Raw genomic sequence first — 15,781 nt, 5'->3', positions numbered from 1 at the left:
CCTTGTGCAACTCGATACGATAAAGCGCGATTACTGATGTGCCTTGAGCGCCGCAAAATAATCCATCCAAGATTGATGCTCTCTGCCTGCCGCTCGTTGATAATCACTTGGATTATCCGACTTACCTTCCCGAATACCCTGATAGATACCGGAAATAACCGTACCGATAAACTCACCTAATTCCGCCACACGATCTTGACGATAGGCCTCCACCGACATCGGCGTATAAACTAAATCCGTACCGAACGCTTGATTCAGATATTCCGCCAGTTGATATTGGCTAATGGCGTCGCCATGGAGATTATAGGTATGCCCATTGTGCTGGGTCTCAGTTAGCATACGGGCATAGGCATAAGCCAGTTCTGCTCGGGTGGTATAGCCACATTTACCATCCCCTGCACAGTTAGTAATACCGCCGAGGCGTTTATAGCTGTCGATATAGTCGATGTCGGGTTCGATATAGATCCCATTGCGACCGATCACCCACTCTAAACCACTATGAATAATATCCGTTTCTGTCTGACGGTTGCTTTGTATCACCGGCGAAAAAGCCGTATTCTCTTCGGCCCCTTGAACACTGGTATAAACAATCTTTTTCACCCCGCTATTTTTTGCGGCTTGAATGACATTACGGTGCTGCACGATACGTTTTTCTGGTGCATCCATCCCGGACACCAGCAACAACGTATCGATCCCTTTTAACGAGGTTTCTAAGCCGTATTTGTCATCATAGTCACCGGGGCGTATTTCAACGCCGAGGTGACTGGCTTTTGCCGGTGTTCGCGCTAAACCGATGACCTGCTCTGCTGATAACAACCCAACCGTCGCTTTAACAATTTCGCCGCCTAAATGACCGCTGGCGGCGGTTATAGCAATTTTCATGGTTTTCACCTTATCTAAGAGCTGATTTAGCTCTGATGGAAGCGCTTGGCTTAAGTGCTGATTTAGCCATGCGCCATCGGGTTAACACGAGCATACGCCCCGAAGAAAAGTAACGCACTCAACCCTATAACTTAACGGACCCGAGCATTAAACAGAGACACTATAATCCTTCGTTTAATGTCTCATGAAGGCCTCTAAACTCTTGTAAACGCCCGTTGAACTTATGAACTAGGCGGTTCCTGTCATTACCATATCGGAGATAACGTGCTTTTAGGTCTTCTTTTTCTTCGGTACAGTAAGCCTCATCCTCATCATAACTCGCCTGTTTCTGGCGTTCTGCCCTATCACAATGCGATAAACATTTATAATCAGGGACATTTTTGTAATAACCCAACACTATATCTCGCACACGCTTATCAGGGCACCGACTAGCACAGGAATAATCGACCCGTACCGATTGACATGGCTCGCGAAGCTCCTCTTTATATCCTTCAAGTTTATCATCCAGTTGCTCAATCTCTTCTTTTAACCCACTGAGCTCTGTATCTAAAGCACGGTATCGCACAATCTGATCCGCCCTAATGTTCTCACGGTTATCTAAGGTCGCTTGCATCTTTGTCGTCAGTTGACTGCCAAGTGAGGTGCCCGGTGGAATCTTGTGACTAACCTTGGTCCATTTTTGTTGCGTTACCAATGCTTCAACTTCATCGAACACAATGGAAAATTGGTTAATCTCGGCCGCTAGCGCGGCTTTTTCATCATCGGTTAACTCGCGCGAATATAAAGCTATCTTATAGGCTATTTCCTGCAACGCTCTGAGCGGCTCAAATACTGCAATGGCATCGTCAGTATGGTTGTTTAGCGCCACTTGATAACGTTGTTCAAAGTCGAGAATATCGGCCCCCGTAAAGTGCTCGCTTTCAACTATATCAACGTAAGTTCTATCTATTGCTTTCATGTTGGCAGAGGTGTCTGCTTTCAAACCGAGCAGTAACAACTGCGTTTTATACCAATCATAAATCTCGTTTGACTCGAAACTGATGGCTTGGGCCTTGTCAAAATTGGCGATATTTTGTTGCATCTCATTGATAAATCTTGCGCTACCTTCAGCCGTTGCACCTTGTAAACTCAACAGAGATTCGTATCGGCGAGTGATGTTCGACGGTATAGATATCGGATCTCTTTGCCGATCGATATAGCGCCCATAGACTTTTTCCAGTGACGCCATGAGCTCTGCGAGGGGCTCAACCTCAGCCTCTGTCGCGGCAGAAAAATGAGACACCGATGTAAGTATCACGACTAAAATAAAGCTAAGGATCCCTTTCATTACTACCCCGCCAGCATCGAACCTTAACTGGTCCGCTGATATGAACCATATCGATTCACTGATCAATTTATAACGTCAACCAGTTGATGCGCATCGTCCTTGTTGATGCCCCACAAAAACGGTTGTTAACGACGAAACTCACCTAATGCATCCATAGCTAATGCCGCTTTATCGGTTTGAACAAAGATATGATCATGGTAATAGGCTGCGATGACATTGGCACTGATGCCTTTTTCGGCCAGCTTAGTCGAAACCGCCGCCGTTAAACCAACGGCATCGAGGCTTGAATGAACCATTAGCGTGATACCTCTAAACACCGATTCAAATGGCAGATTATTGGCCATAGCGGCTTCCTTAGTGAGCAACAAGGTTAAACCTTCCTCCTCGCGATAGGAGGCTAACGGAGCCAACTGATGAAAATCTTGATACTCACCCTGTACTGAGCAAAAGACATATTCGCCCGACATTAGTTTTGGTGACATCGACTCTAGCAACTTAGTTAAATTCGTTTCTCCCACCACAGGACTCTCCTTTATCGCTAACGGTTCAATAGACGACAAGACATTTAGAAAAAAACAATATTGGCGTCTCTTTTGTAGCACAATAATCACACAGAACAACGTGCTTTAGAACACGGAATATTAAAAAAGTAGGAAGCGGTGCAGGCAATCATCGGGGTCCAAACATCATCCGAAAACGCTGCCAGTTGATGCCATTTGTCCTCTTGAATCTACCCCTGATCTCTGTGATACCCCTGATAGCAAGAGATGGCTGTCCCTAGACAATGTTGATTGAACCACGACAATCACCACCTAGATCAAATGATGAGTGCCTGTCCCTACCTACTGTCGATGCCATTTGTCGTCTTGAATCTTACCCCTGATCTATGTGATACCCCTGGCAAGAGATGGCTGTCCCTAGACAATGTTGATTGAACCACGACAATCACCACCTAAATCAAGTGATGAGTGCCTGTCCCTTACTTAACCTGTCCCTACTTACTCTACTTACTAAAACCAAAAAACGCGCCAAGTAGGCGCGTTTTTAGCATTCAGATGCGGATTAAGATTTCTTAACGAATTTAGTCAGAATAACGATGCGCGTACCGTTAACGCGACCTTCAATGTGTTCTTCGTTTTCTTGCACCAGAGAGATACCACGTACAGCAGTACCGCGCTTAGCGGTGAAACCAGCGCCCTTAACATCCAGATCTTTGATCAATACAACGTTATCGCCAGCAGTCAAGATTGCACCGTTACTGTCGCGGTGAATAACTTTCTCAGAATCGTCTAGATGATCGCCAGTCGCTTTTGCCCAGAGTGCAGTTTCATCATCCAGATAGAGCATATCCAGCAGATCTTGCGGCCAGCCTTCGCCACGCAGACGGTTCAGCATGCGCCAAGCAACGACTTGCACTGCAGGCACCTGGCTCCACATGCTGTCATTCAGGCAACGCCAGTGGTTTGCATCGGTGGTTTCTGGGTTTTCGATCTGACCTTTACAAGTGCTGCACAGCAGAACAGAGTCATCAACACCACCAAGTGAATTCGGCGGTACTTCATAAACACTCAGATTATCGGTTGCGCTGCATAACTCACATTTTGATTCGCTGCGGTCCCGAAGGGCTTGTTCTGTACTCATGTTCACTCCTGTAAATTGGTCACAATGCCTCTATCCCAGAGCCGCAGGATAGTGACGGAATTTCAAAGTCGCGCATTGTACCAGAAGATTGCCTCAGGATCAGGCCAGTTGCCTACAAAAAAGCTGAAGTTCGGTATCAAAGCGATGTTTTGGTTGCGTATTTAGCGAAAACCGAGTGGTTTATCAGGGTAAAGATGGTATTCCACCACAAGACGTGAACGCTTTAAGGCATTCACCATTGCGCCGATCTATGGCGGCATCAAGGTATTTATAGGTGCACCTCTCCCTGCTCGCTTTGATCAATAAAAACAGAAAAACGAAGATAAACGCGCTGCAGAAAAGGGCTTTGATCCCTTTAATTAGAAGAATTTTTCTATGCGCTTCTCTGATAGTAAGAGTTGTACCTGCTAGCTGGATATCCCATGGGGAAGTGGAGTAATGTAGTGGTCAACTAAAGCGGTGGCCAGTTTTAGTTGACCACTACAGACGCACTGTAAGGGTGCTAATGGGCAAGCTTTAACAACTAAAGGACTGATATAATGAACCGTATTATCATGATTGCAGCGGCTATTGCTATCTCTGGCTGTCAGGTAAAAGAGCAACCATCGCCAACAACTCAGGAGCAGGACGGCGCTATTACAACAGGAAGAGCAGCCGGATTATATATAAAGATAAGCGATATCTGCCCATCAAACGAAGCCGAATTAAAGGCTTACAAAAGCCTCCAGGAATCATGGGATCGTATCTATATTGGAGGCCCGTTCGAGAAATTCTATATCCACGGAAAAAGCACGGTCATTGAGACTAGTAATAACATTATTGCCAAACAGCTATCTTCTCAGCACCAGAATGATTTGCTAAAAGCTTGCGATATTCTGGGTAGCGAGGCTATTCAGGCTTATACTGAAGGACAGTCCAGAGCAGAGGCAATGCGCAAAGCAGTAATGGGTGAATAAATCTTTAACGAATAGATAAGGATATTGGTCGTGAATAGGTTTTTTGTAATTGCAGCAGTGCTATTACCTTTTTCGGTCTTTGCTGGGATTATCGAACCAGGAAGCTATGAAGAATGCCTGCTTGATAGAATGGAGGATGCAAAAACTAACAGATCTGCTGCAGCTCTAGCTTCAGTGTGCAAAAAGTACAGACCAATATCGCTATCAGGAACAAGTCATCCATATTTTTTTCCAGATGATTTTGATGAGTGCATGTCAGAGTATATTGGCAGAGCTAACTCAGAAAGAGGTGCTTCATATATTCGCTATGCCTGCAATGAAATGACAGCAAAGCACAACAAAGATGACTGTACTGCATACCTTGGTAAAGTGAGGACATTAAACCCTGAGGCAGCAAGGGCAAGCAATAAAGAGCTACTAGATGCCCTTCTAAGCCTAAGTAGAGAGCAGTTCAACGAAGATGTTCACAAAGCATGCAAGTAGTACATGCTCATACAAAAGGACCCTGCACGATTTTTTTATTATCTAAAATTTCTTCCCCGTAAGCCTTGGCTAATAATTGTCAGACGGCTGATTTTGGTAGGATTAAATTATGGGTGTCCCGGTTTTGCTGTTTTTTTATTCACGATTTTGTGAGCTACAGCGACAGGCTTACTAGGGAAGCTGCGATCAAGAAGTCACAATGCACTAAACTTCTTTCATTCGAGCAAAAAAGCACAAGATGCCACTTATTTTAGTATTTTTCGCTACTAAATAAGCCGAATTAGCCTTATTTAGTGGGCTTTAAACGGATTAACCCCTTGCCGCCCGTATCATCTGGTCAACCCTAAACACATTGGCTAAGGCAAACAGCATCGCCAACTTGTTATCGTTTTTAGCCAGTCCTCGATAGATGGCTTTCCTAAAACCAAACTGACGCTTTATGATCCGAAACGGATGCTCTACTTTTGCTCGGATACTGGCTTTGAGGTATTCCGTTCGGATGGGTTGCTTGTTTATTCTCGGGTGTTTCTTGAGAATTCGCGCCTTGCTTGGCATTTCTGCAATCAGCCAATCCGCCTCGATATCTTTTAGTTCCTCTCGTTTTTGTGCGCCTCGATAACCTGAATCCGCCGAGATAAAGGTTCCCTCCCCGTGAAGCAGCTTTTCTGTTTCTGTGATGTCGTGTACTTTGGCGGCTGTCGTGCTTAAACTGCTGTTCTGGCATCGACGCCAATATGAGCTTTTAACCCGAAAACCCACTGTTTTCCTTTCTGAGTCTGATGCATTTCAGGGTCGCGTGTATTCGTCTTATTTTTCGTTGAGCTAGCCGCTTCAATAGTAGTGGCATCAACGATCGTCCCTTCTTTTAAATAAATTCCTGCATTGGATAACCATTTATTTACTTCCTTGAACAGCTGACGGGAGAGCTTATGCTTGTCCAATAAGTGCCTAAAATTCATAATGGTAGCATGGTCAGGAATTGCACTGTCCAATGACAACCTGGCAAACAAACGCATTGAAGAGATTTCATAAAGTGCATCTTCCCCGGGGTCGCTCATGTTGTACCAATTCTGCATGCAGTGAATACGAAACATAGTAGACAGCGGATACGGTCTTTTTCCTTTCCCTGCTTTGGGATAGAAGGGTTCAATAACGGCTTCAAGCTGATCCCACGGCATCAGTTCGTCCATTCGAGTCAAGAAAATTTCTTTGCGTGTTTTACGACGCTTATTGTTGAATTCACTGTCGGCAAAAGTAAGTTGATGTGACATGGTCAAGCTCGAAGGTTAAAAATTAATTGTCTCATGAGAAGGGCTTATTCGCATCTTCCTTAGCTTGTTAGGTATTTTAATGCGGACCAAAAGCCCAATTGTGTGCTACCCAGAAGTTATCATTCTCTTTATATTGCTTATATCTACTTAGAGCTGAATAAATATGAGCGGGCAATACATATTCATTAAATGCTTCTTCTGGCAACTGTAAAGCCGAATAATGATAAGGAACAGCAAGTTCATTTGTATTCTTAAGGTTCAGTTTAGCAAGAATTTTTTCCACAATTTCAGGAGGGAAATCCGCAACAAATGAAAGTACTTCTTCATCAATAGAATTTGAATAAATATCAAAAGAAACTGTTTTTCCATCAACAAAAAAACTAGGTTTTCCATTGGGTTTAGGATACGTAATTTGAACAAAGTTTCTAAGCACTTTCGGAAGAGCTGATATTTCAATATTAACTAAATGACACTTATTCAATTCTGATAAAATCATAACTGCAGATTCAACTAATTTAGACTTCGCTAGTAAACTATCAGATTTTGATTTCTTATAAAACCTTTCGCTATCACTAGCTGATTGATTGGTAAAATCTTTTTTAAGCTTAATTGCATCTACATTAGTACACGTAAACAATACATTTTCACCCAAACATAATGGCCTAATAATTTTTAATATGTCTTCGTCTGAGTCAGAGATAAGACCATTTTCAATAGTAATCTTCTTTGTACGAAAATCATTGATCTTATTTTTAATCCACCTTTTTACATGGTTTTCGGATGATACCACTGCTGCAAAGCTAGCTATTGAAAATAATGAAGGCTCCCAACCAGGTTCAAAGTATACCCAACCTAAAGATCCAATAAAAATAATCACAGTAAATATAAACAATTTCGAATTCCTAAATATGATGCCTAACAGCTTATTCCTGTGCGTGCCTGATATACTGGCGAGAACTCACCGGGCTTCTGCTTGTAACCAACTGATTTCATTCTGAAACCTTCCATAGGTTGACTATTCCTTTCCAGAAAAGCGTGCGTGCACACTATTTCGGTGACGAGTGGCATATAAACGTGACTGGCCTATAAACGTGTAAATCAATAACCCATTGATTTTATTGATGATCAAAATATCACCAACCGAATAAACGGGCAAGCACGAAAACTCAGTGTGTCCCCTTTCCTTGAAAAACTCAAATCATACTGCAGAAAGACAGTTCAAGGATGTATACGATGAGTTCCCTTTTCATCGATCGATTGCGTCTCCCCATACGTGCCCACCTTTAGATTCGCTGCGCTCCCAGCATGCTTGTGCAGTACGCGTGATTGCTCCGCTGATGATTCATGCCACGGTGCCGCGCACTGTAGCAGAAAATTAGCGCATCAAATCAACAGACGCTGATAAAACTGCAGCTCCGCTTCGAGACTGTGCACTTGGTTACCGGCTTGACGAAAGCCGTGCTGTTCATCTGGGTACAGATGGTATTCCACCGCAATACCGCGCTGTTTTAAGGCATTGACCATCACATCGGTTTGCTGCGGCACCACGACCCTATCTTGGCCGCCTTGAAAGAAGATCATTGGGCAGTTAATTTGATCGGCATGCAGGAGTGGACTGCGTTGCTGATACAGCGCAGCATCCTGTTGAGGATCACCGATCAACCAATCTAAGTAATGGCTTTCAAATTTATGGGTATCGCGGGTGAGTGCTATCGGATCACTGACGCCGTAATAACTGGCCCCGCCTTTAAATCGATCACTGAACGCCAATGCACAAAGGGTGGTATAGCCGCCGGCACTGCCACCGCGAATAAACACATTCGCCGAGTCGATAAGCCCCTCACTGGCGAGATAATCAACCGCTGCTTCGGCATCTTGCCAATCGGTTTGCCCCCACTCCCCGGCTAAGCGCAAACGATAGGCCCGGCCATAACCGGTGCTGCCGCGATAATTAAGATCTATCACAGCAAAGCCCCGGCTGGTCCAGAACTGAATTTTGGGATTATACAGTGGGTAAGTCGCCGCCGTTGGCCCGCCATGGGTGAACACGATCAAGGGCGGGCGCTGGCTCAGGTCAGTGCTTAGGCGTGGCAGATAGAGAAAACCATAGGCGGTTTCATCTGCCACCGGATAACTCACCGGTTGTGGCAGAGTGATATTACCCGCCGGTTTCTCCCCCCGCCAAAACCCGCACCTCGGTGCCGTGATAATTAATGCTATCAACCGGCAATTCATTGTCATTTAACAGCTCATCAACGGGGTGCATGCCTCCGTTCGGGGCTAGCTCAATAATCGCCATCGCCCGATCTTGCGCGGCGGCTATGCAGTAGATCCGCCCGCGATAACAGCACAGATGGCGAAATAGACTGAACTGGTCGGTAAGCCGACGTTCTTGGCCCAGCGCAGACACCATCGCTAAGCGCCCTTCCCCCTGCACCATATAACAGGCGATCCAATGATCGTCATCCAATTGATCCCAGGTCGAGACGCCCAACTGCCACTGCGGCAAGCCAAAGTCATTTGTTCGAGACCACAGCAGCTCGGCTCGAACGCCATCTGCCCCGCGCCCTGTTAACGGGTTGTTCGATGCTGATATTTTGGGTGTTTCGAGTGTAGGTGCTGCAGTCTCTACGGAGTGGTTTTGTGGTTTATTATTTGCATCATCAAATAGATAACGGTATAAATTCCACCAACCAGAAATATCACTGATCGCGACTAAGCTGTTATCACTTAAGAAGCGTGGTTGCTGCAAGGATTCTTGAGTCGTCTGGCCGGCGACGATTCGATGTCCGGTTAAACCACTGGCCGGGTTGATATGATGCTTGCCGGTGTCATTATGCTCGCTTGCGCTAGCAGTGCCTGTCCCTTGTTCTCCGGTTCCTTGTTTTCCTTTGTCCGCATCAGCCGGTTGCGTGTTGGGTGGCCTAAGGTGGGCGAGATTAAGCTGAGTGCTGACCCAAGGCATGTGTGGGTGGTTCCAACTAATCCAAGCCAGCTGTTGACCGTCGGGGCTCAGCACCGGTGCAGCATAGAAATCATCGCCGCTAACCATCACGGTGACCGCACCACTATCAATATCCACCGCCACTAAGCGATGTAGCGGTTGAGTAGGATCATCACTGGGTTGTTCCTGCACCGCTAGCAGTCGTTGACGGGGTTGATCATAGATTAGATCGCCATAACGGCAACCCGAGGTTTGGGTAAGCGGCAAAGGCGTTTGACCGCCCTGCTGTAGCCAGATCTGTTGGTCGGTGGCATTCACAAACGCCAAGCGGTGATCTACGGGGCACCAGCTTTTACCACCATATTCATAGACACCGCTGCGGACGCTAAAACCGGCCGGGGTTAAGCAGCTAACGACCCCGTTCCAATCACGCCGGTAAAGCAAGTTACGGCCATTTTCCGGTTGGTATTCAACCCAGAAAACGCCCTGATCACCGGCATAGAGTTGACCATATTCAAGCCCCCCGGCCACCGCCTCAGCAGCGGACAGGGAGGATGCAAAAAAACCATATTGGGTCATCGTTAGCTACCGTTTAGTCAGTGCAGAGGCTCAGGCTAACATATCAGCCCTTGCAGAACACTCTGGAGTTGCGCTCATTACGGTAGATAGGCTCGTCATGCACGGGCAGCTCCGCGGCTTCGCGTGCCTGCACAATCAGATCATGATGGGGGGATTTACTGCAAACAGGATCAGCATTATTGGCATCGCCGGTGAGCATAAAAGCCTGACAGCGGCAGCCGCCAAAGTCCTTCTCTTTTTCATCACAGGAGACACAAGGCTCTTTCATCCACTCATAACCCCGGAAGTGGTTGAAGCCGTTGGAGCGATTCCAAATCTGCTCGATGCTCTGTTCCTTCACATTGGGAAACTCCACCGGCAGCATCCGCGCACTATGGCAAGGCAGGGCCGTACCATCCGGCGTGACCGTTAGAAACACCTGCCCCCAACCATTCATACAGCCTTTCGGGCGCTCTTCGTAATAATCCGGCGTAACAAAGATGATTTTGATCGGATTACCCGCCGCCGCAAGGCGATCACGGTATTCGTTAGTGATGCGCTCGGCCCGCTCTAACTGCGCCCGCGTAGGCAACAGGTTATTACGGTTTTCATAGGCCCAGCCATAATACTGACAGGTAGCCAACTCGACATAATCGGCTTCGAGTTCGACACAAAGCTCGATAATACGGTCGATCTGATCGATATTATGCCGATGGGTAACAAAGTTGAGCACCATCGGATACCCCTGGGCTTTCACTTCCCGAGCCATCTTTAGTTTTTGCGCAAAGGCTTTTTTGATCCCGCGAGCAGGTTGTTTACTTCGGGGTCGGCGGCCTGAAAACTAACCTGAATATGATCCAAACCAGCAGTGCGAAAGTCCGCTATTTTATGCTCGTTTAGGCCCACTCCAGAGGTAATCAGGTTGGTGTAATAACCCAATTGTCGCGCTTCGCTAATCAGTTCTACTAAGTCTTGCCGTACCAGCGGTTCGCCACCGGAAAAGCCCAACTGTGCCGCACCTAGTTCACGGGCTTGGGTAAACACATCGACCCACTCGGCGGTGGTTAGCTCATCGGTTTTACTGGCGAAATTGGTTGGGTTAGCGCAGTAAGGGCACTGCAGTGGGCACTTATAAGTGAGTTCGGCGAGCAACCACAGCGGCTGACCATGGGTCGGCACCGCATTCAGTGATGGCTGTCCGTTACAGGCTGATCCAGCGTTGCTCACGGGCATCTCCTAAGAAATCCAGAATATCCCGCTCGATCCCATCGGCATCGGGGAATTTTGCCTGCAGTGTCTGGATTATATCCGCTGCAGTACGCTGACCATCCACCAGGGCTAAGACTTCACCGGCGGGGCCATTGAGTTTAACCATCCCTTCGGGATAGAGCAGCACATAACTATCCTGTGCTTTCTCCCATTGAAAACGAAACATCCGATTCAATACCGGGGTCTGATCCGGGGTGATCTCTGCGCCGCTCATGCGAATAGACCTTGGTGATAGATCTTCTCGTCGGTCACCGTGTGATACGGCGGACGCTTGAGTTCATAGGCCATGGTCATGGCATCTAACATGCTCCAGAGCACATCCAATTTGAACTGTAAAATATTCAACATCCGATCTTGTTGTTCGCGGGTGGTGTAGTGCTCTAGCGTAATATCCAACCCATGAGCTACATCGCGGCGGGCTTCTGTCAAACGGCCACGGAAGTACTGATAGCCCTCCTCTTTGATCCAAGGATAGTGAGTCGGCCAAGTATCCAAGCGATTCTGATGAATAGTCGGGGCAAATAGTTCGGTCAGTGATGAACTGGCGGCTTCTTGCCAAGTCGCACGGCGAGCAAAATTAACATAGGCATCGACGGCAAAGCGGACACCGGGCAATACATGTTCTTGCGACAGAATCTCTTCACGGCGCAAACCCACTGCTTCGCCCAACCGCAACCAGGCTTCGATGCCACCCACGGCGCCATCATAGCCATCGTGATCCAACACCCGCTGCACCCAATGACGGCGTACATCACGGTCCGGGCAGTTGGCCATAATAGCGGCATCTTTCAACGGTATTGAAATTTGATAATAGAAACGGTTGGCCACCCAGCCCTGGATCTGCTCTTTACTACAGTCGCCGTTATACATCGCCACATGGTAAGGGTGTTCGGTATGATAAAACGCCCCTTTAGCCCGCAGCGCCTGTTCAAATTCGTCCCGGCTCAGCGCCGGCAAGGTCTGTTTCAGTGGTGCATTCATAACGCCCCCTTAAAGCTCAATACTCATGCCGTCATAGGAAACTTCGATCCCACGAGCCACCACTTCGGCCCGTTCAGGAGAGTCTTCATCTAAAATCGGATTGGTATTATTGATGTGAATTAATACTTTGCGCGGTTTCTCAAGGGTATCGAGAAACGCTAACATGCCCGCCTCGCCAGTAGCTTCATTGGGCATCTGTGCAAGGTGCCCCATCGTAACGCCTAACTTATCGCCAACTCCCGACGTGATCATCTCATCGTCGCGCCAGATGGTGCCATCCACCAGCAAACAATCGGCATCTTGCATAATCGGCTTCAGATGCGGTTCGATCTGACCAAGACCCGGCGCGTAAAACAGCGTTTTACCACTGCGGGTATCTTCAATCAGAATGCCAATATTGTCCCCCGGATGCGGGTCATTACGATGTGGCGAATAAGGCGGCGCACTGCTGAGCAGGGTTACGGCGGTCAGTTTAAATTCGGGTACCTGAGGAATCACAAAGCTGTTCTCGCCCGCTGCAACCGAAATCCGGTTACGGGTAATGCCACCATTCCAATGCTCTAACATCTTAAACACGGGGAAACCGGTGGTGAGGTCTTGATACACCATATCGGTACACCAAACCTCATGGGGACAGCCTTCGCGCAACATTAACAAACCGGTGGTATGGTCGATCTGACTGTCCATATAGACAATCGCGGCGATACCGGTATCACGAATCTGGCGATTGGGTTGCATCGGCGCAAAATCAGCCAGTTGCTGACGAATATCCGGTGAGGTATTAAACAGTATCCAGTCTTCGCCATTCGCGCTGATCGCAATGGACGACTGGGTGCGAGATTTAGCATTCAATGTGCCGGCGCGATAACCAGCACAGTTGCGGCAATTACAGTTCCACTGCGGAAAACCACCGCCGGCGGCTGAGCCAAGAATTTGTATTTTCATTATTATTATCTTGTCGTATTGTCGGTGTGTTCGAGGGACAAACTAAAAACTCCACCCGTAGGTGGAGCTTGGTATAGTGCTTAGCGGTTTGCGAAGTACATGGTGACTTCGAATCCGATACGCAGATCTGTATAAGCTGGTTTAGTCCACATATGTATTACCTCTTTTGTTATTAGGTTGTTCCAGTCTTATGACTGTCTTTAATCATAGAAACCGAGGGCTTAATTCCATATGGTACTTTGGAACTAATCTACAGTGCTTTTTAGTCGTAATTCGGCGGTAAAAGTACTGTTTTAGCCTCGATCAGACTGAATCTTGGAGTTAAAAAAGAGATGGCCACTGGAGCCACCTCAAATCCAGAGAGATCACGCGCCTCGCGGCAACCCCACACGGAGGACTGATTAACACCGTTACGGTGTCGCTTGCTGAGCCGTCAACTCATCGTTGGCTCGCTTGATCACATAGGCTTTTACTGCATCGGCCTGCGCCACACTCATCACACTGCCAAAGGCCGCCATGCCATTGGCTTTTTTCAAGCCATTGACGACGATCGCTTCCCAGTAATCAAAGGTATGTTGGCTGGCATAGCGCAGATCTGGCAACACCCCGCCACTCACCGCGCCATCACCATGACAAGAACTACAGTAAGTGTGATAAATCGCTTTACCCTCGGCTACGGTTTCTGCCGATGCGTTAGCTGACGGTGGATTCAACGCTTTAGCTGTAACCTTGAGTTCAGGCAACGTTGCCTTACCCCCGAGTTTGAACACCAGTAAACGGTTAGTATTGGTGGTTAGCGCCTCACTCACCAATGGCCCGACCACCAGTGGTACGGCCCCACCCCAGCCCGCCATAATGGCGACATACTGCTCACCATTTACACGGTAACTAATCGGCGGAGCCACCATGCCTGTCTGACTATGATAAGACCATAACGACTTACCATTCGCGGCGTCATAAGCCACCAGATTGCCCTTACCATTGCCTTGGAACACCAAGCCACCGGCAGTACTCAAGGTGCCGCCATTCCACGGCACAGGCATATCGATACCCCAAGCTTCTTGCTGAGCGACCGGGTCCCAAGCCACCAAACGACCTTTGGTCGCCGCCTTGATCGCTTTACGCACCGCTGGGTCTTCCGGCATGGTGGCCGCCAATAGACTCACCCCTAAATTGACGGTAAGAGATTTAACCTGATAGTCATCATCGGGAATATAGGGGAACGCCATCTCCCGAGTCGGCAAGTACACTAACCCCGTATCCGGGTTAAAGCTCATTGGCTGCCAGTTATGCCCACCGAAGGGTGATGGCTGAGCCAAAAACGGTTTACCGGCGGTGCTATAACGGGCTTCAGGCTTGATATTCGGTCGGCCTGTGGCGGGGTCCACACCATCGGCCCAGTTCACCGCGACATAGTTTTCGGCTGAAATAAACTCGCCGGTCACCCGATCCAGTACATAGAAGAAGCCGTTTTTAGGTGCCTGCATTAACACTTTACGCAGCTTACCCTTGACCTCAAGATCGGCCAAAATCATATGCTGAGTCGCGGTGTAATCCCACTCCTCACCGGGAGTTGTTTGGTAATGCCAAACATATTCGCCGGTGTCCGGCCGCACCGCCACAATGGACGACAGAAACAGATTATCTCCCTCGCCATTACTCCGTATCTCGCGGTTCCAAGGGGAGCCGTTACCGATACCGACATAGAGCAAATCCAGCTCAGGGTCATAGGCCATTGAATCCCAGGCGGTGCCACCACCGCCGAGCGTCCACCATTCACCGGACCAGGTTTTACTCGCTTCAATCAGCGTTGGATTAGTCTCTTTTGCCGGGTCATCGGGCACGGTATAAAAACGCCATAACATCTCGCCGCTATCGGCATCATAGGCAGAAAAATATCCGCGCACGCCAAACTCAGCGCCGCCGTTACCGATCATCACCTTACCCTTAACAATACGCGGCGCGCCAGTAATAGAATAAGCCTGATCGTTATCGGTAGTTTGTGAAGACCAAAGCTGCTGCCCGGTTTCAGCATCCAGAGCAATCAAGCGACCATCCAAGGTGCCGGTATAGAGCTTACCTTGCCATGCTGCAACGCCTCGGTTAACCGCATCACAACAGAGCTTTGGACCAACTACACCCCGATCCACCTGGGGATCAAACTGCCATTTAAGTTCACCTGTCACCGCATCAAAGGCATACACCACATTCCAACTACCTGTGACATACAACATGCCATCGATCACTAATGGCGTAGACTCAAGACCCCGGGTGGAATCAAAGCCATAGGACCAACTCAAACCTAGGTCAGCCACGGTTTGCTTATTAATTTGCGTCAACGGGCTAAACCGCTGCTCGGTATAATCACGACCATGGGCGAGCCAGCTGCCCGGCTCTTGATCTGCATTGATTAACCGGTTGCCATCCACTGCCGCCGCAGCCTGTAACTGGGTCACTCCGGGTAGCACCAGCGCCGCACCGAGTAATAGCGGCATCAGTTGTTTATTTAATTGCATCTTTTACC

General features: G+C 48.0%; 15 protein-coding genes and 1 pseudogene. 2 read left to right on the top strand and 14 right to left on the bottom strand.

What is annotated here, in order from left to right; translation table 11 throughout:
* Positions 1 to 30 precede the first annotated feature (30 nt).
* The 4 genes from AC0L4K_RS07635 to AC0L4K_RS07620 form a co-directional block, all read right to left on the bottom strand.
* Positions 31 to 882 carry an SDR family oxidoreductase gene (locus tag AC0L4K_RS07635; protein WP_473268838.1) on the bottom strand — a complete coding sequence of 284 codons (852 nt, stop codon included), beginning with the start codon at positions 880 to 882 and terminating at the stop codon, positions 31 to 33.
* Positions 883 to 1,042: 160 nt separating this feature from the next.
* On the bottom strand, positions 1,043 to 2,209 hold the full coding sequence (locus AC0L4K_RS07630; protein WP_473268837.1) for a hypothetical protein: 1,167 nt from the start codon (positions 2,207 to 2,209) through the stop codon (positions 1,043 to 1,045).
* A 125-nt stretch (positions 2,210 to 2,334) separates the two neighbouring features.
* Positions 2,335 to 2,730: an ACT domain-containing protein gene (locus tag AC0L4K_RS07625; RefSeq protein WP_473268836.1), complete on the bottom strand. Its 396-nt coding sequence runs from the start codon at positions 2,728 to 2,730 to the stop codon at positions 2,335 to 2,337.
* Positions 2,731 to 3,271: 541 nt separating this feature from the next.
* Positions 3,272 to 3,850: a PhnA domain-containing protein gene (locus AC0L4K_RS07620; protein WP_417227953.1), complete on the bottom strand. Its 579-nt coding sequence runs from the start codon at positions 3,848 to 3,850 to the stop codon at positions 3,272 to 3,274.
* Between the two features lie 539 nt (positions 3,851 to 4,389).
* On the opposite strand from AC0L4K_RS07620, the gene AC0L4K_RS07615 reads away from it, so the two are divergent.
* Complete coding sequence (locus AC0L4K_RS07615; RefSeq protein WP_473268835.1) at positions 4,390 to 4,806, top strand: hypothetical protein; 417 nt, start codon at positions 4,390 to 4,392, stop codon at positions 4,804 to 4,806.
* Between the two features lie 30 nt (positions 4,807 to 4,836).
* Complete coding sequence (locus AC0L4K_RS07610) at positions 4,837 to 5,289, top strand: hypothetical protein (protein WP_473268834.1); 453 nt, start codon at positions 4,837 to 4,839, stop codon at positions 5,287 to 5,289.
* A 309-nt stretch (positions 5,290 to 5,598) separates the two neighbouring features.
* On the opposite strand, the gene AC0L4K_RS07605 is transcribed toward AC0L4K_RS07610, so the two are convergent.
* The 10 genes and pseudogenes from AC0L4K_RS07605 to AC0L4K_RS07560 all read right to left on the bottom strand — a co-directional run bounded on the left by AC0L4K_RS07605 (position 5,599) and on the right by AC0L4K_RS07560 (position 15,773).
* Positions 5,599 to 6,560 (bottom strand): IS5 family transposase gene (locus AC0L4K_RS07605; RefSeq protein WP_473268833.1). Its coding sequence is split into 2 segments (ribosomal slippage): positions 5,599 to 6,009 and positions 6,012 to 6,560, totalling 960 coding nucleotides; the frame shifts between segments, so codons are not numbered across the junction.
* Between the two features lie 76 nt (positions 6,561 to 6,636).
* Positions 6,637 to 7,452, bottom strand: coding sequence for a hypothetical protein (locus AC0L4K_RS07600; RefSeq protein ID WP_473268831.1), 816 nt, complete (start codon positions 7,450 to 7,452; stop codon positions 6,637 to 6,639).
* A 491-nt stretch (positions 7,453 to 7,943) separates the two neighbouring features.
* The gene (locus tag AC0L4K_RS07595) at positions 7,944 to 8,687 is read right to left on the bottom strand and encodes an alpha/beta hydrolase family protein (protein WP_473268829.1); all 744 of its coding nucleotides are present in this window, start codon (positions 8,685 to 8,687) and stop codon (positions 7,944 to 7,946) included.
* 31 nt (positions 8,688 to 8,718) lie between these two features.
* Positions 8,719 to 10,083 carry a TolB-like translocation protein gene (locus tag AC0L4K_RS07590; RefSeq protein ID WP_473268827.1) on the bottom strand — a complete coding sequence of 455 codons (1,365 nt, stop codon included), beginning with the start codon at positions 10,081 to 10,083 and terminating at the stop codon, positions 8,719 to 8,721.
* Positions 10,084 to 10,126: 43 nt separating this feature from the next.
* Positions 10,127 to 11,295, bottom strand: a pseudogene (gene pqqE / locus AC0L4K_RS07585) (pyrroloquinoline quinone biosynthesis protein PqqE).
* Positions 11,264 to 11,545 carry a pyrroloquinoline quinone biosynthesis peptide chaperone PqqD gene (gene pqqD, locus AC0L4K_RS07580; RefSeq protein ID WP_417225618.1) on the bottom strand — a complete coding sequence of 94 codons (282 nt, stop codon included), beginning with the start codon at positions 11,543 to 11,545 and terminating at the stop codon, positions 11,264 to 11,266. Before pqqD ends, pqqE begins: the two are co-directional and overlap by 32 nt.
* Positions 11,542 to 12,312 carry a pyrroloquinoline-quinone synthase PqqC gene (gene pqqC, locus AC0L4K_RS07575; RefSeq protein WP_473268825.1) on the bottom strand — a complete coding sequence of 257 codons (771 nt, stop codon included), beginning with the start codon at positions 12,310 to 12,312 and terminating at the stop codon, positions 11,542 to 11,544. The genes pqqD and pqqC overlap by 4 nt, the downstream gene beginning before the upstream one ends.
* Positions 12,313 to 12,321: 9 nt before the next feature.
* On the bottom strand, positions 12,322 to 13,257 hold the full coding sequence (gene pqqB, locus AC0L4K_RS07570) for a pyrroloquinoline quinone biosynthesis protein PqqB (protein ID WP_417225614.1): 936 nt from the start codon (positions 13,255 to 13,257) through the stop codon (positions 12,322 to 12,324).
* Between the two features lie 80 nt (positions 13,258 to 13,337).
* Positions 13,338 to 13,409 carry a pyrroloquinoline quinone precursor peptide PqqA gene (gene pqqA / locus AC0L4K_RS07565; RefSeq protein WP_003243383.1) on the bottom strand — a complete coding sequence of 24 codons (72 nt, stop codon included), beginning with the start codon at positions 13,407 to 13,409 and terminating at the stop codon, positions 13,338 to 13,340.
* Positions 13,410 to 13,667: 258 nt separating this feature from the next.
* Positions 13,668 to 15,773 (bottom strand): PQQ-dependent dehydrogenase, methanol/ethanol family, encoded by a 2,106-nt coding sequence (locus tag AC0L4K_RS07560; RefSeq protein WP_417225612.1) that lies wholly within the window; start codon positions 15,771 to 15,773, stop codon positions 13,668 to 13,670.
* Positions 15,774 to 15,781 lie beyond the last annotated feature (8 nt).

It is taken from the genome of Amphritea sp. GJ51-11, assembly GCF_055808735.1.
Note: the sequence above shows the minus strand (reverse complement) of the source record. Positions and strands in the feature narration are given on the sequence as shown.

Coding starts and splice junctions, on each gene's coding strand:
- AC0L4K_RS07620 (WP_417227953.1), bottom strand. CDS start 3,850: ATGAGTACAGAACAAGCCCTTCGGGACCGCAGCGAATCAAAATGTGAG.
- pqqB (WP_417225614.1), bottom strand. CDS start 13,257: ATGAAAATACAAATTCTTGGCTCAGCCGCCGGCGGTGGTTTTCCGCAG.
- AC0L4K_RS07635 (WP_473268838.1), bottom strand. CDS start 882: ATGAAAATTGCTATAACCGCCGCCAGCGGTCATTTAGGCGGCGAAATT.
- AC0L4K_RS07590 (WP_473268827.1), bottom strand. CDS start 10,083: ATGACCCAATATGGTTTTTTTGCATCCTCCCTGTCCGCTGCTGAGGCG.
- pqqD (WP_417225618.1), bottom strand. CDS start 11,545: ATGAGCGGCGCAGAGATCACCCCGGATCAGACCCCGGTATTGAATCGG.
- AC0L4K_RS07615 (WP_473268835.1), top strand. CDS start 4,390: ATGAACCGTATTATCATGATTGCAGCGGCTATTGCTATCTCTGGCTGT.
- pqqC (WP_473268825.1), bottom strand. CDS start 12,312: ATGAATGCACCACTGAAACAGACCTTGCCGGCGCTGAGCCGGGACGAA.
- AC0L4K_RS07560 (WP_417225612.1), bottom strand. CDS start 15,773: ATGCAATTAAATAAACAACTGATGCCGCTATTACTCGGTGCGGCGCTG.
- AC0L4K_RS07630 (WP_473268837.1), bottom strand. CDS start 2,209: ATGAAAGGGATCCTTAGCTTTATTTTAGTCGTGATACTTACATCGGTG.